This is a genomic window from Pseudoalteromonas sp. MB47 (assembly GCF_011319765.1).
Taxonomy (GTDB): domain Bacteria; phylum Pseudomonadota; class Gammaproteobacteria; order Enterobacterales; family Alteromonadaceae; genus Pseudoalteromonas; species Pseudoalteromonas simplex.
Genome location: NZ_VFBD01000029.1, coordinates 111,640 through 129,265, shown reverse-complemented (window position 1 = coordinate 129,265; position 17,626 = coordinate 111,640). Strand labels below are relative to the sequence as shown.

The window sequence follows — 17,626 nt, the reverse complement described above, 5'->3', positions numbered from 1 at the left end:
TTTGTTTTATATTTGTAAATTAAAGGCTGTTTTTTGCAACATATAGCCAAGCTTGGTTGTTACATTGGAATGTTTCTGCGATTCGTTGATAATCATCTACTTCGTAAGCATCAGCCTGATTGAGCTCACGTTTAGTGATTAAATAAATAGTGCCATTAACAATATCACTTTGTTTGCCTGTTTTGATTAACGCCGGGTGAAAACGTTGACCACTACTTTTAAGCACGGCTTCGTCGGTGATCTCGACTTCACCAATGACATACCCAGTTAGCGTAGCAGGTTGACCTTCGAGCAAACGCCCAAAGGTATCAAGCTGAACCTGCGGGTACTGTAATGTACCGTAAGAAAATAGCTTTTCCATGTTAGTCCAGCAGCGGGAAGTTGGTAGCAATAGTTGACTCAGTGCTTTTAGCGACCCAACCTTCGGTATTATTGAATAAGCGAATTGCTGTGAATTCAGGGTCGCTGCCCATATCAAACCAATGTGGTGTGAGTTCTGGTACTGAAATTAGGTCGCCTTGTTGACACAGCACTTGATACACTTTATCGCCTAGGTGTAAGCAGAATAAGCCTTGGCCTTTCACAAAAAAACGAACTTCATCTTCGCTATGTGTATGCTCAAACAAGAACTTACCGCGTAGTTCGCTGGCATTTGGATTACCCTTAGCAAGCGAAATAACATCCACTGTTTGATAGCCCCCTTCAGCTTTTAAGCGCTCTATATCGTTAGCATAGGCAGTTAAAATAGCGTCATGGCTGGTATCTTGGTCAATCTGTGCTGTTGCTTGCCATTGCTCAAAGCGAACGCCAACCGCATTCAGCTCACTGGCAATAGCGCTTAAGTCTTCACTATGAAACAGTATGTTGCTTGCGTTGTTATCGTTATAAATAGTTAATTGACTCATGCTAACAGCTCCGCGCTAAATTCCGAAAAGTCGTTGATATATGGGTGAGCATCACTTACCGCTTGGCCATCGCGAACAAGGTGCAAAGTTCCAAGGCCTGCTGCTTTGGCAGCATCAAGCTCTGCCACCACATCGCTTAAAAACAATACTTCGGCAGCGTCAAATGGCAGCTCGGCAATAATATTTTCATAAGAGCTCTGCTGTTGTTTTGCGCCAACTTTAGTGTCGAAGTAATCACTAAATAAAGGTCTAACATCACCATAATCAGAAAACTCAAAAATCAGGTGCTGGGCTTTTACTGAGCCTGATGAGTAGACATATAAACTTTTACCAGCATGTTTTTGGGCTTGTAAAAAGTCATAAGCGTCAGGGTAAAGGTGGCCAGTAAAATCACCACTTTCGTAGCCCGTTTGCCAAATTAACCCTTGTAACTGCTTAAGTGGGGTAATTTTTTGATCAGTTTCAATCCAATGAATTAAATGTTTAATGACCGTGTCGATATCGGCTTCGGGTTGCTCTATATGTGCCTTAACAGCCTCAATTTGGGCTGCAACTTCTGGGTCTGTTTGATGTGATTTTACAAACTCAGGTAATTGCCCAGCTGCGTAGGGAAATAATACATCTTTAACAAATGAGATGCGGGTAATTGTGCCTTCAATATCAGTTAAAAGTGCTTTGATCATGGCTGAACTCCAGCTTGAATACCTTCTAGTTTTAGGCGCTCCAATTCACAGCTAAATAGAAACTCTAACCCTTCTAAATGACGAAGTACTTCTTTGATATCTCGGCCAACGACATATAAACCATGGCCACGAATTAATACGGCATGCTCAATAGGGGTGTGAAGGTGATGATCACTGACTAGTAAGCTTAAACGGTCAATGTCTTGGTCATTATCAAAAATGGGAATAGTTAAGGTATCTAAGTGCGATTTGATACCGCTTAAAGATTTTTGCATTTCGTAGCCATGCAAATTGATAGCGTGGCCTTTGATCACACGAGATAACACGGTTGCCGCAACAGAATGAGTGTGCAAAACAAATTTAGCTGACGGGATAAGCTTATACATATTCAAATGTAGCTCAGTTTCAGCTGATGGATTGCCAGAGCCTTTAGTACGATTGCCTTCATGATCAAATTCAATAAATGCATGAGTGCCGAGTTGACCTTTATCGAAACCACTTGCTGTGACGACATAACCGCTTGCAGTGCGGGCTGAAAAGTTACCACCAGTAGCAGGGACCCAGCCACGTTGGCTTACCCATTTACCAGCTTCAATTAGTTCTGAAATAGCGGTATTGTTATGCATATATTCCTCGACATTCTAAAAGTTATTTAGACGGCTATACATCTGTTTTAAGCAATGATAGCATCGCTTCGGGCGCAAAACCATCTTTAAGGAACCTCTGTGTTTGAAAGTAAATTGCCGAATTTAGGCACCAGTATTTTTAGTCAAATGACCGCTCTAGCAAATAAGCACCAAGCGCTTAATTTATCTCAGGGTTTTCCTGAATTTGATGCACCAGAATTACTAAAAAAACAGCTCAATCATTATGTACTTGAGGGAGCAAATCAATATGCGCCTTCAAGTGGGGTTGCAAAGCTACAACAGCAAATAGCAGCTTTGATTGCTAGAAAATACCATAACAACATAAATTACGAGCAACAAGTTACCGTCACCTCAGGGGCAACAGAGGCACTATTCGTAGCAATTCAAGCACTTGTCAAAGAGGGTGACGAAGTGGTGGTGTTTGACCCCGCTTATGACTCTTACCAGCCGGCAATTGAACTTGCAGGCGGTCGTTCAGTTCATGTTGCTTTGCATGCGCCAGACTACAAAATCGATTGGCAAGCCGTAGCTGATGTTATTACAGAAAAAACACGTGTCATCATCATCAACACGCCACATAACCCAAGCGGTAAAATTTTTAAAGCAGAAGATATAAATGCCCTTAAAGCGCTTGTTACTAAGCATGATTTATATGTAATTAGTGATGAAGTGTATGAGCACATTACCTTTGATGGTGCTTTGCATTTAAGTGCGCTGACTGACCCTGAGTTATTTACACGCAGTTTTGTGATCTCAAGCTTTGGTAAAACCTTTCACAGCACCGGCTGGAAGATGGGTTATTGTGTTGCACCCGCTCAGCTCATGGTGGAGTTTCGTAAAATTCACCAATATGTGACCTTTTCAAGTTTTACGCCTGCCCAGCATGCATTAGCCGATATGCTTGAGTTAGAGCCTGAGCATGTTGATGAACTTAGTTGTTTTTATCAACAAAAACGCGACTTGCTCAGCGAAGCGTTAGCGCAAAGCCGTTTTAAAATATTACCAAGTGAAGGCACCTATTTTTTGCTACTCGATTACAGTGATGTGTCTGATCTTGATGATGTTGAGTTTTGCCAATGGTTGGTTGAGCAAGCGGGTGTTGCAGCTGTACCACTCAGTGTGTTTTATAACAGTACAAGCAGCGATAAAGTGATTCGTTTATGTTTTGCTAAAAATGATGACACATTAAAATGTGCCGCGGAGATTTTATGCCAACTTTAACCTTAGCTTTAGTGCAGTCATCACTGCATTGGCTTGATAAAAGCGCTAACCTTGCGCACTTTACTGAGCAGCTTAACAGTTTAAACGAGCAAGTTGATTTAATTGTCTTGCCAGAAACATTTGCCACTGGTTTTGCGATTAATCTAGATTGCAGCGAACCAGAACAAGGCGAGGTACTTAGCTGGTTAAAAGCCACAGCTAAGCAAAAAAATGCTGTGGTTGCAGGCTCTGTTTTAGTTGCAAAAGGCGACAAAAAGGCTAATCGCTTTTATTGGGTTTGGCCAAATGGCGAAGTGAAGTATTACGACAAACGCCATTTATTCTGTTTAGGTAACGAAGGCAATTTCGTCGCAGCAGGCGAGCATCGCGAGATATTCGCTATCAATGATTTTCGCATTTTGCCGCAAGTGTGTTACGACTTACGCTTTCCTGTATTTCAGCGTAATTGCAACGACTACGATGTGATGATCAACGTAGCTAATTGGCCAGCAGCTCGTCGCCATGTCTGGGATACCCTGCTAAAAGCACGCGCAATGGAAAACCTGTGTTATGTCGTGGGTGTCAATCGCATTGGTGCTGATGGTAATAATGTTGCCCACAGTGGTGGAACTGCCGTTTATGATTTTAAAGGTGACACCTTGGCTAAGCTCGAAGATGGCCAATCGGGTATCATTATTCAGCGCTTAGAAAAATCACCGCTTGATGACTTTCGAAGAGCGTTTCCTGCTCACTTAGATGCTGATCAATTTCAGTTACTGTAATTGCTCGAAGCCGCATACTCAAAAATTTGTTAAACTCATGGTTGGATTATTTACTTTAAGCAATCATGAGTCGCAAAATCACCCCCGTTATTCTTGCTGGTGGCATAGGTTCTCGTTTATGGCCTTTGTCGCGTAAAGCGATGCCTAAGCAGTTTTTGTCTTTGCTTAGCGAAAAATCACTGTTACAGAGCGCGCTTTTACGAGTGGCTGACTCACGATTTAATGCGCCAATTCTAGTGTGCAATGAAGAGCATCGCTTTATCGCTAAAGCGCAAATTGCAGAAATCACAGATAGCTATACTTTATTGCTTGAACCTGAAGGTAAAAATACCGCCCCCGCGATTGCCCTAGCCGCTGAATTTGCATTGCAAAATGGTCTAACCGATCCCTTACTAGTCATGCCTGCTGATCACCATATCAGTGATTTTGATAAACTTATTGCCTGCTTCGATAATGCTATAGCGCTTTGTCAGCAACAACAATTAGTAACCTTTGCCATTACTCCCACTGAGCCACATACCGGCTATGGTTATATTCGCCAAGGTGAGCCGTTAGCTCATAAAGGCTGTTTTAAGGTGGCTGAGTTCAAAGAAAAACCAGCTCTGCAATTAGCCGAAAAATACCTTGCCAGTGGTGAGTATGGCTGGAATAGCGGCATGTTTTTATTTTTGCCAGATGTGTACTTGAGTGAGCTTAATCGTTTTGCGCCAAAGATTGCTGACAGTGTCGCAAAAGCGGCTAGCTTCACCGCAGATTTAGGTTTTCAACGGCCTGTTGCGGGTGCGCTCACAGCATGCCCAAGTGATTCTATTGATTATGCTATTTTGGAGCGTAGCGCTAACGTTGCTGTTATACCTGTTGACTTAAATTGGAGCGATGTTGGCAGCTTTTCTGCATTATCGAAAATCGCAGAAAAAGACCATCATGGCAACTATTTAGCCTCACAAGGAGTGAGTTTAGATAGCGAAAATAATCTACTGATCAGCGAGGCTGACCACACTATTGCGGCGCTCGGCGTAAGTAATCAAGCAATTATACATACTCATGATGCCACCTTAGTGGCAGGCAAAAGTGCGCTCGATAAGCTCCCTGATTTACTTAAACAGCTTGCTGTTGTTGATAGCGATAAACTAACCCACCATCAAGCCGTATTCAGACCTTGGGGCAACTATCGAACTTTAATTGAAAGCACTGGCTTTAAAGTAAAGAAAATAATCGTAAACAGCGGCGCAAAGCTTTCAACTCAACGCCATCAGCACCGTGCAGAACATTGGGTCGTCGTATCTGGAGTGGCAAGCGTGCGAGTAGGTGATGATGAATTTGAATTATCCGCCGACCAATCTTGTTACATCGCGGCTAAGCAGCTACACAGCCTTGCTAATCAACAATACACGCCACTAATCGTTATCGAAGTACAAACCGGAGCGATACTTGATGAAACTGACATCGAGCGATTTGATGATAGGTATGGGAGGGAGTAGGTTGGTTTGAGCGGAGCGAAACGCATCAAAATCCATTTAAACCTTTTCTTTTATAAAGATAATTTACCTTTAAGCATTCCTTCGATTAGTCTTGAGCTAGGCTCTTCTAACTTTACCATCGCCTACTGCTTTTTCATTTCCCCAACGCTTTATCTAGTTCTTCTCTTAAGCGTGGACCTTTTAGATTTTCAGCCATGATTTCGGCGGCTTTTGCATTACTGCTATTCTCAAGGGTGGTAATTCGTTCTGCTAAATCACTGGCATAACTATTGTTGCCGTCTCTTGTGGCACGGAAAAATTGGCCGATGAGGGCTGTGGCAGAAATATTGCGAACATAATCATTATCGTCTGTTTGTAACAGCTTTTGAAAATGCTCAGCGAGCTTAGGCGAGACGTTATTTTGGCGAGATAAATTCTCTAATGTACTGACACGAATCTTAGGATCATTAGTGTATTCGCTAATGCTTATCATGGCATCGATTACTGCATTTGCTTGGCTGTCGTCCAAGTCGCGCCTGAGCATGCTTAGGGTCATTTTTAGTTGCCCGTAGGCTGCTAAGCGCTCATTTTCTGATTTGCTTAAGTTGAGTAAGGTAGCAAGTGCTTCATTTATTGAGCTGTCGGCATATTGTGGGTCTGCTTTGATGCGTTCGCGGTAGTCATCAGGTAAATTTCCTAGCCAACCCATTGCTGGGTTCCTTTTTTCTATCTCAGCTCGTCGCTCACTTTCTTGCTGTGCCATTGCTTGTTTTACCAATGAGGTCAGTTGCTCTTGGTCAAGAGTGTGGGTTTGATTTTCAAGCTCGTGAATGCGTGTTTCGAGATCTAAAATATAGCCATGTAAGGCAACTAGGTTTTCTCTGTCTTGCTCTGGAATGGTTAACTCTTTTAAGTTAGGTTTTGCCTGCTGCATAACTACAGGCTTGTCAGTCGAGTTTACTTTTGTACAGCTATAAATTGATAAGCCCAGTGCAATGCTTGCAAATGCCAGCGCAGTACTCCCTTGCCAAGTCGACATATCACATCATCCAAGTTGCTTTATAATATCAGCAGATTAAAACAAGCCATTTGTATTATCAATTACTTATGATGATAAAAACAAAAAGCGCAGCTAGTTAGCTGCGCTTTTAAATAGAGTTTATGTCAATTAATGGGCTTTTGCGTATGCTTCAGCTTGTTGCCATACACGTAGCATATTGCCACTTAAAATCTTTTTGATGTCTTTATTGCTATAACCGCGGTCCATTAGACCTTGCACTAGGTTAGGATAGCTAGATACATCTTTTAAGCCAGTAGGTAGAGAGTCGCCTACACCATCGTAATCAGAGCCAATACCCACATAATCGATGCCAATTAGCTCAACTACATGGTCAATGTGATCAAGTACTTGCTCTAAGCTTGCAAATGGAAACGGGTTTTTAGCGCGATAAGCAGCATCAAAATCTTTGCTTAGCTTAGTGCCGTCTTTTTTCTTTTCAGCCTTTGCTGATTTAAGTTGATCGTACCAAGAGCCAGCCTTTGCCGTAACAAAGCTTGAACCGAAGTTAATTTGAATAACACCACCGTTCTTTTTGAGTGCTAACAGCATGTCGTCATTCATATTACGCTCAAAGCCAGGGGTGTATTTACGCAGTGATGAGTGTGAAGCAATCACGGGTACTTTCGAAATTTCCATCACTTGGTAAAACGCATCATCAGAAATATGTGATACATCAACCAGCATACCAATGTTGTTCATTTCTTTTACCAGCTCTTTACCGAATGGGCTCAGGCCTTTCCACTTACGACGAATATCATAAGATGAATCAGAAATGTGGTTACTCTGCGAGTGGGCTAAAGTGATGTAACGTACGCCACGCTCATAAAAATGCTTAAGGTTTTTAATGTCGCCTTCGATAGGTGAGCCGTTTTCCATACCCATAGCAATCGACATTTTGCCTTGTTTAAACTGCTCTATAATATCGGCAGTCGAGTCTGCAATGGCGAACTTATCTGGCGCGCGTTGTACAATCGCTTCCATAGAGTCGATTAGCTGATTTGCTAATTGGTAGCTTTTACCTTTGCCTTCAAATTCTAGGTTTGCAGGAATGTAAATTGACATGAAAGGGGCATTCAAACCACCTTGCACAGCACGCGGGTAATCAAAATCACCATCGCTTGTGGCTTTGGTTACATCAGCCCACTTGTTATGAATACGATAAGGCACATCGATATGGGTATCGATTAAAATAGTGTCTTTTGCCAGTTTAATGGCTTTATCTGATGCAGTAACCTGATCTGCATTTGCTTGACCAATTAAGGCCAAAGAAACTGCGGCAACCAGTGAGCTTAGTTTTTTCATTTTTTAATGGCTCTTTAAGTTAAAAAGCCATTGTGAAGGGTTACAGTGTAACTTACAAGTTTAGTCGTTGAACGACTCTTGGTACTCTGGGTCAGCTTGTAGAGCAATGAATTCAGCTTTGGATATAATTGTCACTGACTCATGTAACTCAGAAAAAAACACCATGGCTTCACCATTTTTAAGCTGTTGATGAACCTGCGCTACTTTGCTTTCAATGCTAAATTCTTGTTCGCCGTAATCAGTGCCTTCACGTAAAACATAACTTTCGATTAAATTATACAGAGTCTCTTTATCGAGGCGTTCGTGGGGAATGATCATAACTGCTCTTTTTTAACTAATTGTTGAAAATACTCAGGAACAATTCGTTCAAGCCAATATTCGGGCTTAAAAGGGTTTTTACCGCTAATAAAACCGACATGGCCACCTTGCTCTGAGATGCGCAGCGTAACATGTTCACTCACATCTAAGCTATCTGGCACGGCTTTTATTGATAACATTGGGTCATCTTTGGCGTGCACAATCAGCGTAGGTGTTGCAATGCTTTTTAAAAATGGTTTTGCACTCGCTTGCTGATAGTAATCTTCAGCACCGGCAAAGCCGTGCAATGGTGCCGTGAGCATATTATCGAATTGCCATAAGTCATCAATCGCCATAAGTTTTTCTGGCGTTAGGCTAATTTGCTGTTCGATTTGTGGCAGCTTTCTTTGCATCGATTTTTTCATTCGATCGAGCAAATATTTTTGATAAATCTTACCTAAGCTTTTACGAATAACTTCGCACGATGATGACAAGTCAAATGGTGCCGAAACAACGGCTGCGCCAGTTAAGTTCGATTTAGTACCATGCTCACCTAAATATTTTGCTAGTACATTACCACCTAGTGAAAAGCCCACGGCAAATAACGGGCGTTTTGGGAATTTGCTCTTAAGGTGATTGATGAAAAAGCGTAGGTCTTCTGTTTCGCCGCTGTGATAAGCACGTGCTAAACGGTTAACTTCGCGCGAGCAGTTTCGAAAATGCATTAAAACTACAGCAAAGCCTTGTTGCTTAAGTTTTTTCATCATGCCTTTAGCATAAAAGCTATTTATATTGCCTTCTAAGCCATGCAATACAATAGCGAGGGGGGCTTGCTCATTATGAGGTGTTGCCCAAGCCAGTTCTAAAAAGTCACCATCAGGGGTATCGATAGTCGATAAGTCATACCGGGTATTATGAAAAGGGCGAAAAAAGCGCGGCATTATGGTTTGTAAATGGCGATTGCGCATCCACCACGCAGGCTTAAATTCAGGTAACATAGCTGACACTTTCGAAACAAAATAAGCACCTATTGTAGCAATTTTTTGCTTTTTGAGAACCGCTACAAGATTTTAGCTATACACAAATAAAAAGCCCCTAAACAATAAATTGGATAGGGGCTTTGTGCGTCGTGCTTAATTCTTACTTAGGAACTTCTGCGTCATGTACTTTTTTAATGAAGTAACCAACATAGAAAAGGCATAAAACGATAACAACTGCCAAAATGCCGAATGACATAAATAAAACTGGGTCGCTAAAAAAATCTCTAAAGAATACGTTCATGGTTGTGCCTCCTAATGTCTATGGGTTAATCATAGGCTGGCTTGAGGACGGCAGATATGATCCAGATCAAGCAATTTTCCTGATGCTATAGGAGGTGATTTAATTGTTGATTTGGATCAAGTTTAGATAGAAGAAATAGAAAAGCTAAGGCTGAGTAAACTTAAATAGCTGAAATTAAAAATGCTCTTTATAATAGCAATTTAACTCAAAACTATAAAGGGAAGTAATGATCAAGGGTATTTTACTTGGGGCAGTGAGCTTATTGCCTAGCTTAAGTCATGCGGCAATCGTTGGTGAATTTTTAATTGGAAAAACAAAGAATAAATATAACACATATCAAGATCATGACTTAGGGGATAGCTACTCATCTTCTCTTAATTCAGATTCTTTTGGTTTTAGGTTAGGTTATGAATTTAGTGACTACTTATCAATAGAAGTTGCGAAGCATGAGCATGGAGAGTCAGTCAATGAGTATACAGTGACTATCCCAGTTCAATTCCCAGGTGACTTTGAAACCTCTTGGGATGTAAGAGTACCATTAGAGGTTGAGTCAATTAGGTTTGGTGCAAAAGGAAAGTTTGAGGTTTATCAAGATTTCTTTATTAATGCTAGAGTCGGGGTTGCTCATTGGGAGTACAAAGATGCTAACCCTGCTCACCTTGTACCAACAGATAATATTAATGAGAAAGAGAGTGGTAATGATATTTATGGGGCTTTAGGTTTCGATTATCAATTTACAAAGCGCTTTTTCTTGGGGGTTGAATATTCGCTGTTAGGTATTAAAGAATCTAAAGAGTACGACTACAGTGGAGTTGTTAAGTATAAGCATGACATTCAGGATCTTTCTATTGTACTTGGCTGGAGATTTTAAGCTGTGTGGAACAGTTTGTCTAAGTACAAACATCTAAAGCGGAGTTTATATATTTGCCTTTGAATATAGCGCTATATTGTTGGGTTTAACACAAGGTATTAGCTCAAAATTATTTATTCTATTGACTAATATTGCTTGCTGTTGCTTTTCTAGCTTTAATTCTGCGCTAAGTAGCTCTTTGCGAATGGTAGGGTAGTCTGAAACCTCGGTTTGAATGGTTTTTAGGTAGGCGCGTGTGGCTCGTAGGGGCTGTAAAGCCTGTTGATCAAATTCGGCAATGCACGACTCAAGCTCACTCAGTTGAGAGGGGGTTACAGCCAGCTCTAACGAATCAAGATAATAAAGCAGTAGGCACAGGTTCACATTTTTGCCTTGCTGGTCTTGATAGCCTAGTAGCTTGGTTTGCATGCCGTCTTTGCTGTAAAGCTTGCATGCAAACTGCCAAAACTGTTCGCTGTTAAGCGGTTTCATCGGCAAAGGCCTGCTCTTTTTCTTCAAGCTCTTCAAGTGCCATGAGCAGCTCTTCTTCTACGTCATTAAGCTTGGGTGTTAAACTTGCTTGCTTAGCGAGTAGCTCTGTCAGTTTGGCTTTATTTTCATCATTGTATAAGTCATTGTCGGCAAGTGCGTTTTCGATTTCACCAAGCTCAGTAGAGTACTTATCAAGTTGCTTTTCAAGCTTTTCGATTTGCTTTTTCAACGGCTGCACTGACTTTCTGAACTCAGCTTCTAAGCGCTTTTGCTCTTTGCGGTTAACGCTTGAATGGGCTTTAGGGGTATTGTCTTCAGGGCTTTTAGTAGCTTCTTTATTGGCATTGAGTAGCCATTGGTAATAGGCATCAAGGTCATAACCAAATTGTGTTACTTCGCCGTTATCAACGAGGTAATACTCATCAGCGGTATTTTTAAGCATATGACGGTCGTGCGATACGGTAACCATAGCACCTTCAAAGCCTTGCAGCGCCATAACTAAGGCATGGCGCATTTCTAAATCGAGGTGGTTAGTCGGCTCATCCAGTAACAGTAGGTTTGGCTTTTGGTAAACCAGCATAGCTAGCACTAAACGGGCTTTTTCACCGCCAGAAAATGGAGCTACTGGCTCAAGAGCTTTATCGCCAAAGAACGCAAAGCCACCTAAAAAGTCACGCAATGATTGCTCAGGAGCTTGCGGGTTTAAACGTTGTAAATGGGTCACTGCGCTGGCTTTTAAATCAAGTGACTCAAGTTGATGCTGCGCAAAGTAACCAATATTTAAGCCCTGATGCTGAAATACTTCACCTGCTTGAGGTTGTAAATCGCCAGCTAATAATTTAATCAATGTTGACTTACCCGCACCATTTCGGCCAAGCAGCGCAATACGGCTACCCGGCACAAGGTTTAGCTTGATGCTATGCAAAATGGTGGTGTCGCCATAGCCTGCTTTGGCTTGGTCAAGAGTCATTAACGGGTTTGGCAGCGCTGTTGGCTCCGCAAATTCAAAATCAAAGGGTGAGTCAACATGGGCTGGGGCTAACTTTTCCATACGCTCTAGGGCTTTTACGCGGCTTTGTGCTTGCTTAGCTTTACTGGCTTTTGCTTTGAAGCGCGTAATGAATTTTTCTAGGTGAGCAATTTGTTCTTGTTGCTTTTCGAACATCGCTTGTTGCTGTAATAAGCGCTCTGCTTTTTGGCGTTCGAATTGCGAGTAATTGCCTTTATAAACATTTATTTTTTGTGCGTCTATGTGCCAAATTTGGTCAACAACGGCATCTAAGAATTCTCGGTCATGGGAAATAAGCACTAGAGTGCCTGTGTAGGCGCGTAAAAAGCGCTCTAACCAGTAAACGGCATCGAGATCTAAGTGGTTGGTTGGCTCATCTAGCAGTAATAAATCAGCATCACGAATAAGTGCTTGTGCTAAGTTTAAGCGCATACGCCAGCCACCTGAAAAGGCGCTCACTGGGTTGTCAATTTGCTCATTACTAAAACCTAAACCGTGTAATAGCTCACCTGCTTTTGCCTCAATGCTATAGCCTTGAATATGTTCTAGGCCAATATGTGCTTTTGCCTGCGCATCGCCGTCGTTATTTTGCTCGGCTTCGCGTAGTGCAATTCTTAGCGTGTAATATTCAGGGTGACCTTGTAATACATAATCCAGAGCGCTGATTTCGAGCGCGGGAGTTTCTTGTTTTACAGAGGCAATTGACCAGTCTTTAGGAATTTGGCATTCACCGGCATCGAGTTGCAATTCAGACTTTAATAGCGCGAACAGCGTTGATTTACCACAGCCATTAGCGCCAACAAGTCCGACTTTATGCTCTGGGAATAAGGTTGCAGAAGCCCCTTTTAGTAAGGCGTTACCACCACGTAGAAGTTCGATGTCTGAAATTTGGATCATGAATGTTTACTTGCACAGCACTGATTAAATTGCCGCTATCATAACACGGATCACATTAGCCTTCGCAATCGTATCAAACAGAGAATTATTAGGCTAAAATAGCCGCCTACATGCCACGGGAGATCATCTATGAGACAAAGAAAACGCTTTATTGCTGGCGCATCGTGCCCTGAATGTAAGGCCATGGATACCATGATGCTTTATAAAGAACATGATGTGGAAAAAGTGGAGTGCGTACAGTGTGGCCACAAAATGACGCAACCAGAGCAGGCTGTACAAGCCTCAACACGCCAATTTGAGCAAGTGATTGGTGTATTTAAGCCGGGCGATTAATTCCCGGCTCTATCACTACTTAATTAATAGTGCGGCGGTGGCGGCTCTTGCATTTGTGACATTAAAGATGGCTGCTGCGCTTCTTTAATCTTTTCTGCAAGTAACTCTGTCTGGCGCTTCATTTTAGCCAGCTGCTGTTGGTGCGCTTTAAGCTCATCGTTTAATATTTCAATTGTTTCATCTTGAAAAGCGACTTTCGCTTCAAGTTCCATTAGACGATCTTCAATTGTATTCATTTGATTCTCTTAGATTAAAACTTTCAGCGAATCCGCTGGAGCTTTCGGTTAATAACGCTTGGTTGTTATCAGTAAACGCAACATCTAACACCACGGCTGATTTCGGGCGGCTTCCTTCACGAGGAATCACTTGCCACGTTTGTAATTTTTTACCTGACTCTAGTTGCCATAAATCAACCAATCGATTGGGTGAACCTGTGGCAATTAAAGTGCCTTCATCGTTAAAACGGACGGCGGTAAAAATTTTCTGACGCGCAATATACGCCAGTTTGCTAACAAGATCACCTGTAGTCAGTTGCCATACATTTGCTTGCTTCATACTGTCTGCGGTAAATGCGTAACGACCTTGTGGATCAAGGGCGACTTGAGTAACGCGACTTGGGTGATTAAAGCGATGGATCACTTGCCCTGTGCGAGTGTCCCAAAAGTAAGCAACATAGTCATTTGAGCCGCTAATGGCGTAGTGACCGTTAGGTGAAAGGTCAACAACATTGACTTTTTCTTGGTGGCCAAGGAACTCTATGCGCCTGCCACTCTCTAAGTCGAGGTAAACGACTACACCGTCGGCGCGACCATATAATACACTGCGCCCTTGGTTACTTATCGCGATATCTCTAATTGTTGAGGCGTGTATTTTGTAATAACCCGTGTTGTTGCCCGTGGCAATGTCCCACACTGCAAAGGTGGACTTCTCAGCGGTAACTGCATGGCTGTTGTCGTACGAGATAGCAACAGTATGGACGAGACTATCTTGGGCTTGTTGTTGAAACCATTGGTATTTTAATACCTGCTGTTGATTATCCCACAATGCAACCCCATGGTGTATTGATGAGATTAAGCTGTATTTACCATCGTGCGACAGCGCGGAGGCGAAGGCACCTTTAGCCGCATGCTCATAGCGTGCAGTTGATTGCTCATGTTGCTCAGAGCACGCTACAACTAAGCAAAGGCTGAGCAGATACAAAAAAGTACGAAATATCGACATATTACGAGTATTTCCCCTTAACTCTTAGTGATTGAGAGGTTAGACTAGGTCTCGTTGAAGACCTAGGTTGTTAGTCTAATCGCTGATCATGCATTGGCATGACGTTAGTTATTAGACAAGCAGCCTACCATGTAGGTCGTTAATCTTTAACTAGTAATAATACAATAATTGACAACTGCAAAGTGTGTCGGAGATATAAAATGAAAAAGACGATTAAATTGTCATTGATTGCAGCGTCAGTTTTAGCGCTTACAGCTTGTAATCAGGAAGCAAAAAAAGAACAGCAAGTTGAAGTTAAACTAGAGACTGAAGCTCAACAACAAGCATACGGTATTGGTGCATCTGTTGGTAACTTCTTAAACCAAGACCTTGCTGATAAAAAAGCGCTAGGTGTTGAGCTAGACGAAGCACTTCTTAAGCGTGGTTTTGAAGACGCACTAGCGGGTAACGCTAAACTTGATGACGAAAAAATTCGTGAAGTGTTAACTGCACTTGACCAAAGCATTCGCACTAAACAACAAGAAAAAGCGAAAGTAGAATCTGAAAAGAGCAAAGCTGAAGGCGAAAAATACCTAGCTGAAAACGCGAAAAAAGAAGGCGTTACAGTAACTGAGTCTGGCCTACAGTACGAAGTGATCACTGAAGGTGAAGGCGAAAAGCCAGTAGCAACTGACGTTGTTAAAGTACACTACAAAGGCACTTTATTAGACGGTACTGAGTTCGATAGCTCTTATTCACGTAACGAACCAACTACTTTCCCACTTAACCGTGTGATCCCAGGTTGGACAGAAGGTTTACAATTAATGCCTGTTGGCTCTAAGTACAAGTTCACTATTCCATCTGAACTTGCATACGGTGAGCGTGATCTTGGTAAGATCCCAGCAAACTCAACGCTTGTTTTCGAAGTAGAATTACTTGAAATCCAAAGCGATGAAAAAGCTGTTCCAGCTGAGTAATATTTAACTCAATACAAAAAGGGCTGAAAAGCCCTTTTTTTATGCGCGAAGTTTATTAACTAAATGCCGTTTCTTTCATTTTTAATGTGCCACTATCAGCATCAAGCTCAACCACAGTACCAACAGGCAGGATAAATTGGCGCTTAATATGGCCAATCATAGCTCCACGATAAGCAGGGATCCCCAGCGGTTTTATATAATCTGCAAAAATATTATCAAGGGTTAATGAGCCATAACCACTGCCTGGCTTACAGTCATTACAATCGCCAAATACAAAGCCTGCAATTTTATCAAGTGCGCCCATAAGTTTTAGTGTGCTCATCATCCTGTCAATTCTATACGGTGCTTCGTCGATATCTTCTAAAAATAAAATTGCGCCATTAAAGTCAGGTAAATAGTTCGAGCCTGCAAGGGCTGTCAGTACCGTTAAATTACCGCCGATTAATCGTCCAGAGGTTTTACCTGATGTAATCGTTTGGGTCAGGTACTGAGTGTTAACAAGCTCATCATCGGCTTTTGGTAAGTTTTGGAAATGCATCAACTTACGCGCTTCGAACATGCTCTTAAATTGCGCGACATGAAACGGGTTCCAGTCACTTGATGCATTTGGACCATGAAAGCTGATTAACCCAGCTTGAGACAGTAATGCATTGTGAAGAGCGGTAATGTCTGAATAGCCCATTAGAGGTTTTGGATTGTTACGGATCATTGCGTAGTCGAGCAAAGGTAGAATACGGGCAGCGCCTGAACCGCCACGTAAACACAAAATGGCATCAACCTCTTTGTCGTTGAATAAACTATTTAAGTCGCTAGCTCGCATTGCATCAGTGCCAGCTAAATGACCGCGTCTAGCTAGAATGTTTGGTGCAAGCTTAGCCTTGTAACCCAGTGCCTCTATAACGCCTTGTGCTAATAAAATATCAGCGTGCGCAGCAGTGGCAGCTGAAGGGCTACATATCCCAATTGTGCCGCCTGTAGGAAGAGCTTTTGGCTTAATTAATGTTTGGGTGCTAGCACTCTGCGCCGCCATTAAAGGAGCTGATGTCAGACTTGCGCCTGCGGCAAGAATTGAAAGTGACTTTAAAAATGACCGTTTATTCATAGCGAGCCTCATGTTTTTATAGTATGAGTATCGCATTGAAGAAAATATTTCAAATATTTGTTACGAAATGGAATAGATGATTCTTTTTAGGCAGGCAAAAAGGTGTTTTTCAGCAGAGAGTGTTTCTCTGCTGTGTAACTAAGCTGTTAGCTGGTGTGATTAGAATAAAGGTTATCGATTAACTCATCTTCTAGCTCAAAGCGCAGTTCAAGCGCTTCGCCTAAGATTGATAGGTCTTTATCAAACTCATCAAGCAAGTCATCTTTGTCAACTTCTGCGTATTTGTCGTTAAAGTCGAGTGCCACATCTGTGGTTTCAGAAATGCGTGGGTATAAGGCATTAGCCAGCTTTTGGCTTTCAGGACCTTTTTCTTTACACGCTTTGGCAATGTCGTCGTAAATTTCGAAATGGCCAGCAGAAAGGTAATCCATCAGAATTTGGCAAAAGTTTTGAATTTGCAGCTGATCAGGAAGGGCGTGATCTTTCTTTTCGTACGGTGAAAAGCCTGCAATACGGCAGAACAACACAAGCAGCTCTTGACGTTCTGTGAGCCATTTGTCGATTACAGAGTGACTACCACCCCACTTTTGTTGAGCTTTTTCCAAACGCGTCAGCATATTTCATCTCCTCGCTGAGTAGGTTTTCCTTTGTATATATAAAAAGGAAATATGACACAAAGATCAACTAAATTCTTAGTGTCTAATTGCAACAGATTGTAAAAGTCATTCTAAAGGCATAGCTTTCAGCATTGAATAAGCTAAAAAATTCCTTGTTTTTTAGAATGGACTTTTTTTGCTCTCATTGCAGTGTATGGGAATTGATTCAAAACTACTAGTATTAATTTTGCGATTTTTATCTAAGTGGATGAGTTGTAATTTGCTGATTTAGAAAAGAAAAAACCACCAAAATTGGTGGTTTAATTCTTTTTCTAAGACTTGTTAAAACAAGCGTTCTTATTATTATGGGAAGATTGTTGTTCTTATTGTTATAAGATTTTTATTATTGTTTTTGTTAACGCAGGATAAGTTATACCAAGCTTTTTTGTATGTTGCAAATTTATTAATGAAAAGTTTTAAATTTATTTTGTTTTCGCTCAAAAAACACACTATAGGCTTAGGTAGGCTTAAAAAACATGATCTATATCTAGCC

General features: G+C 41.7%; 21 protein-coding genes. 6 read left to right on the top strand and 15 right to left on the bottom strand.

Annotated elements, in window-relative coordinates:
• Nucleotides 1-19: 19 nt before the first annotated feature.
• Genes IMPJCBKJ_RS16960 through IMPJCBKJ_RS16945 form a run of 4 tightly spaced genes read right to left on the bottom strand, consistent with a single transcriptional unit; the run spans nt 20 to nt 2,214 of the window.
• Nucleotides 20-361: a gamma-glutamylcyclotransferase family protein gene (locus tag IMPJCBKJ_RS16960; protein ID WP_054552356.1), complete on the bottom strand. Its 342-nt coding sequence runs from the start codon at nt 359-361 to the stop codon at nt 20-22.
• Nucleotide 362: 1 nt separating this feature from the next.
• Nucleotides 363-905 (bottom strand): acireductone dioxygenase, encoded by a 543-nt coding sequence (locus IMPJCBKJ_RS16955; RefSeq protein ID WP_166341194.1) that lies wholly within the window; start codon nt 903-905, stop codon nt 363-365.
• Nucleotides 902-1,588: an acireductone synthase gene (gene mtnC, locus IMPJCBKJ_RS16950; RefSeq protein WP_166341192.1), complete on the bottom strand. Its 687-nt coding sequence runs from the start codon at nt 1,586-1,588 to the stop codon at nt 902-904. The genes IMPJCBKJ_RS16955 and mtnC overlap by 4 nt, the downstream gene beginning before the upstream one ends.
• On the bottom strand, nt 1,585-2,214 hold the full coding sequence (locus IMPJCBKJ_RS16945) for a methylthioribulose 1-phosphate dehydratase (protein ID WP_166341190.1): 630 nt from the start codon (nt 2,212-2,214) through the stop codon (nt 1,585-1,587). Before IMPJCBKJ_RS16945 ends, mtnC begins: the two co-directional genes overlap by 4 nt.
• Before the next feature lie 99 nt (nt 2,215-2,313).
• Between IMPJCBKJ_RS16945 and IMPJCBKJ_RS16940 the strand changes: the two genes are divergently transcribed.
• The 3 genes from IMPJCBKJ_RS16940 to IMPJCBKJ_RS16930 all read left to right on the top strand — a co-directional run bounded on the left by IMPJCBKJ_RS16940 (nt 2,314) and on the right by IMPJCBKJ_RS16930 (nt 5,698).
• Entirely contained in the window at nt 2,314-3,456 is a 1,143-nt protein-coding gene (locus IMPJCBKJ_RS16940; protein ID WP_166341188.1) for a methionine aminotransferase, read from the top strand.
• On the top strand, nt 3,444-4,217 hold the full coding sequence (locus tag IMPJCBKJ_RS16935) for an amidohydrolase (RefSeq protein ID WP_166341186.1): 774 nt from the start codon (nt 3,444-3,446) through the stop codon (nt 4,215-4,217). The genes IMPJCBKJ_RS16940 and IMPJCBKJ_RS16935 overlap by 13 nt, the downstream gene beginning before the upstream one ends.
• A 65-nt stretch (nt 4,218-4,282) precedes the next feature.
• The gene (locus IMPJCBKJ_RS16930; protein WP_206004298.1) at nt 4,283-5,698 is read left to right on the top strand and encodes a mannose-1-phosphate guanylyltransferase/mannose-6-phosphate isomerase; all 1,416 of its coding nucleotides are present in this window, start codon (nt 4,283-4,285) and stop codon (nt 5,696-5,698) included.
• A 133-nt stretch (nt 5,699-5,831) separates the two neighbouring features.
• On the opposite strand, the gene IMPJCBKJ_RS16925 is transcribed toward IMPJCBKJ_RS16930, so the two are convergent.
• The 5 genes from IMPJCBKJ_RS16925 to IMPJCBKJ_RS16905 form a co-directional block, all read right to left on the bottom strand.
• Nucleotides 5,832-6,716 carry a hypothetical protein gene (locus tag IMPJCBKJ_RS16925; RefSeq protein ID WP_166341184.1) on the bottom strand — a complete coding sequence of 295 codons (885 nt, stop codon included), beginning with the start codon at nt 6,714-6,716 and terminating at the stop codon, nt 5,832-5,834.
• Between the two features lie 129 nt (nt 6,717-6,845).
• Nucleotides 6,846-8,039 (bottom strand): dipeptidase, encoded by a 1,194-nt coding sequence (locus IMPJCBKJ_RS16920; RefSeq protein ID WP_166341182.1) that lies wholly within the window; start codon nt 8,037-8,039, stop codon nt 6,846-6,848.
• 60 nt (nt 8,040-8,099) lie between these two features.
• Nucleotides 8,100-8,357, bottom strand: a complete 258-nt coding sequence (locus tag IMPJCBKJ_RS16915; RefSeq protein WP_166341180.1) for a YheU family protein — start codon at nt 8,355-8,357, stop codon at nt 8,100-8,102.
• Nucleotides 8,354-9,334, bottom strand: a complete 981-nt coding sequence (locus IMPJCBKJ_RS16910) for a hydrolase (protein WP_054554494.1) — start codon at nt 9,332-9,334, stop codon at nt 8,354-8,356. Before IMPJCBKJ_RS16910 ends, IMPJCBKJ_RS16915 begins: the two co-directional genes overlap by 4 nt.
• A gap of 142 nt (nt 9,335-9,476) precedes the next feature.
• The gene (locus tag IMPJCBKJ_RS16905; protein ID WP_074989877.1) at nt 9,477-9,617 is read right to left on the bottom strand and encodes a DUF3149 domain-containing protein; all 141 of its coding nucleotides are present in this window, start codon (nt 9,615-9,617) and stop codon (nt 9,477-9,479) included.
• A gap of 226 nt (nt 9,618-9,843) precedes the next feature.
• On the opposite strand from IMPJCBKJ_RS16905, the gene IMPJCBKJ_RS16900 reads away from it, so the two are divergent.
• Nucleotides 9,844-10,488 (top strand): outer membrane beta-barrel protein, encoded by a 645-nt coding sequence (locus tag IMPJCBKJ_RS16900; RefSeq protein WP_166341178.1) that lies wholly within the window; start codon nt 9,844-9,846, stop codon nt 10,486-10,488.
• A gap of 45 nt (nt 10,489-10,533) precedes the next feature.
• On the opposite strand, the gene IMPJCBKJ_RS16895 is transcribed toward IMPJCBKJ_RS16900, so the two are convergent.
• Both IMPJCBKJ_RS16895 and IMPJCBKJ_RS16890 read right to left on the bottom strand, forming a co-directional pair.
• Complete coding sequence (locus tag IMPJCBKJ_RS16895; protein ID WP_166341176.1) at nt 10,534-10,959, bottom strand: TIGR02444 family protein; 426 nt, start codon at nt 10,957-10,959, stop codon at nt 10,534-10,536.
• On the bottom strand, nt 10,946-12,865 hold the full coding sequence (locus IMPJCBKJ_RS16890; protein ID WP_166341174.1) for an ATP-binding cassette domain-containing protein: 1,920 nt from the start codon (nt 12,863-12,865) through the stop codon (nt 10,946-10,948). Before IMPJCBKJ_RS16890 ends, IMPJCBKJ_RS16895 begins: the two co-directional genes overlap by 14 nt.
• 129 nt (nt 12,866-12,994) lie before the next feature.
• Here IMPJCBKJ_RS16890 and IMPJCBKJ_RS16885 point away from each other — a divergent pair, with 129 nt between their 5' ends.
• Nucleotides 12,995-13,198: a YheV family putative zinc ribbon protein gene (locus IMPJCBKJ_RS16885; RefSeq protein WP_054554491.1), complete on the top strand. Its 204-nt coding sequence runs from the start codon at nt 12,995-12,997 to the stop codon at nt 13,196-13,198.
• Between the two features lie 23 nt (nt 13,199-13,221).
• Here IMPJCBKJ_RS16885 and IMPJCBKJ_RS16880 read toward each other — a convergent pair whose 3' ends face one another.
• Together IMPJCBKJ_RS16880 and IMPJCBKJ_RS16875 are read right to left on the bottom strand one after the other, a co-directional pair.
• Nucleotides 13,222-13,434 (bottom strand): SlyX family protein, encoded by a 213-nt coding sequence (locus IMPJCBKJ_RS16880; protein WP_054554490.1) that lies wholly within the window; start codon nt 13,432-13,434, stop codon nt 13,222-13,224.
• Nucleotides 13,421-14,419: a hypothetical protein gene (locus IMPJCBKJ_RS16875; protein ID WP_166341172.1), complete on the bottom strand. Its 999-nt coding sequence runs from the start codon at nt 14,417-14,419 to the stop codon at nt 13,421-13,423. Before IMPJCBKJ_RS16875 ends, IMPJCBKJ_RS16880 begins: the two co-directional genes overlap by 14 nt.
• A gap of 200 nt (nt 14,420-14,619) precedes the next feature.
• Between IMPJCBKJ_RS16875 and fkpA the strand changes: the two genes are divergently transcribed.
• Nucleotides 14,620-15,375 carry an FKBP-type peptidyl-prolyl cis-trans isomerase gene (fkpA, locus tag IMPJCBKJ_RS16870; protein WP_054554488.1) on the top strand — a complete coding sequence of 252 codons (756 nt, stop codon included), beginning with the start codon at nt 14,620-14,622 and terminating at the stop codon, nt 15,373-15,375.
• Nucleotides 15,376-15,430: 55 nt separating this feature from the next.
• Here the strand turns inward: fkpA and IMPJCBKJ_RS16865 are convergent, their stop codons facing one another.
• Nucleotides 15,431-16,477: an LD-carboxypeptidase gene (locus IMPJCBKJ_RS16865; protein WP_194442645.1), complete on the bottom strand. Its 1,047-nt coding sequence runs from the start codon at nt 16,475-16,477 to the stop codon at nt 15,431-15,433.
• 146 nt (nt 16,478-16,623) lie between these two features.
• The gene (gene rsd, locus IMPJCBKJ_RS16860; RefSeq protein WP_166341170.1) at nt 16,624-17,094 is read right to left on the bottom strand and encodes a sigma D regulator; all 471 of its coding nucleotides are present in this window, start codon (nt 17,092-17,094) and stop codon (nt 16,624-16,626) included.
• Nucleotides 17,095-17,626: the final 532 nt, after the last annotated feature.

What these genes read in the sequence shown, in the direction of transcription:
- IMPJCBKJ_RS16885 (WP_054554491.1), top strand. Translation starts at nt 12,995, where the DNA reads ATGAGACAAAGAAAACGCTTTATTGCTGGCGCATCGTGCCCTGAATGT.
- mtnC (WP_166341192.1), bottom strand. Translation starts at nt 1,588, where the DNA reads ATGATCAAAGCACTTTTAACTGATATTGAAGGCACAATTACCCGCATC.
- fkpA (WP_054554488.1), top strand. Translation starts at nt 14,620, where the DNA reads ATGAAAAAGACGATTAAATTGTCATTGATTGCAGCGTCAGTTTTAGCG.
- IMPJCBKJ_RS16920 (WP_166341182.1), bottom strand. Translation starts at nt 8,039, where the DNA reads ATGAAAAAACTAAGCTCACTGGTTGCCGCAGTTTCTTTGGCCTTAATT.
- rsd (WP_166341170.1), bottom strand. Translation starts at nt 17,094, where the DNA reads ATGCTGACGCGTTTGGAAAAAGCTCAACAAAAGTGGGGTGGTAGTCAC.
- IMPJCBKJ_RS16915 (WP_166341180.1), bottom strand. Translation starts at nt 8,357, where the DNA reads ATGATCATTCCCCACGAACGCCTCGATAAAGAGACTCTGTATAATTTA.
- IMPJCBKJ_RS16900 (WP_166341178.1), top strand. Translation starts at nt 9,844, where the DNA reads ATGATCAAGGGTATTTTACTTGGGGCAGTGAGCTTATTGCCTAGCTTA.
- IMPJCBKJ_RS16910 (WP_054554494.1), bottom strand. Translation starts at nt 9,334, where the DNA reads ATGTTACCTGAATTTAAGCCTGCGTGGTGGATGCGCAATCGCCATTTA.
- IMPJCBKJ_RS16865 (WP_194442645.1), bottom strand. Translation starts at nt 16,477, where the DNA reads ATGAATAAACGGTCATTTTTAAAGTCACTTTCAATTCTTGCCGCAGGC.
- IMPJCBKJ_RS16895 (WP_166341176.1), bottom strand. Translation starts at nt 10,959, where the DNA reads ATGAAACCGCTTAACAGCGAACAGTTTTGGCAGTTTGCATGCAAGCTT.
- IMPJCBKJ_RS16960 (WP_054552356.1), bottom strand. Translation starts at nt 361, where the DNA reads ATGGAAAAGCTATTTTCTTACGGTACATTACAGTACCCGCAGGTTCAG.
- IMPJCBKJ_RS16955 (WP_166341194.1), bottom strand. Translation starts at nt 905, where the DNA reads ATGAGTCAATTAACTATTTATAACGATAACAACGCAAGCAACATACTG.
- IMPJCBKJ_RS16875 (WP_166341172.1), bottom strand. Translation starts at nt 14,419, where the DNA reads ATGTCGATATTTCGTACTTTTTTGTATCTGCTCAGCCTTTGCTTAGTT.
- IMPJCBKJ_RS16890 (WP_166341174.1), bottom strand. Translation starts at nt 12,865, where the DNA reads ATGATCCAAATTTCAGACATCGAACTTCTACGTGGTGGTAACGCCTTA.
- IMPJCBKJ_RS16930 (WP_206004298.1), top strand. Translation starts at nt 4,283, where the DNA reads ATGAGTCGCAAAATCACCCCCGTTATTCTTGCTGGTGGCATAGGTTCT.
- IMPJCBKJ_RS16905 (WP_074989877.1), bottom strand. Translation starts at nt 9,617, where the DNA reads ATGAACGTATTCTTTAGAGATTTTTTTAGCGACCCAGTTTTATTTATG.
- IMPJCBKJ_RS16925 (WP_166341184.1), bottom strand. Translation starts at nt 6,716, where the DNA reads ATGTCGACTTGGCAAGGGAGTACTGCGCTGGCATTTGCAAGCATTGCA.
- IMPJCBKJ_RS16945 (WP_166341190.1), bottom strand. Translation starts at nt 2,214, where the DNA reads ATGCATAACAATACCGCTATTTCAGAACTAATTGAAGCTGGTAAATGG.
- IMPJCBKJ_RS16935 (WP_166341186.1), top strand. Translation starts at nt 3,444, where the DNA reads ATGCCAACTTTAACCTTAGCTTTAGTGCAGTCATCACTGCATTGGCTT.
- IMPJCBKJ_RS16880 (WP_054554490.1), bottom strand. Translation starts at nt 13,434, where the DNA reads ATGAATACAATTGAAGATCGTCTAATGGAACTTGAAGCGAAAGTCGCT.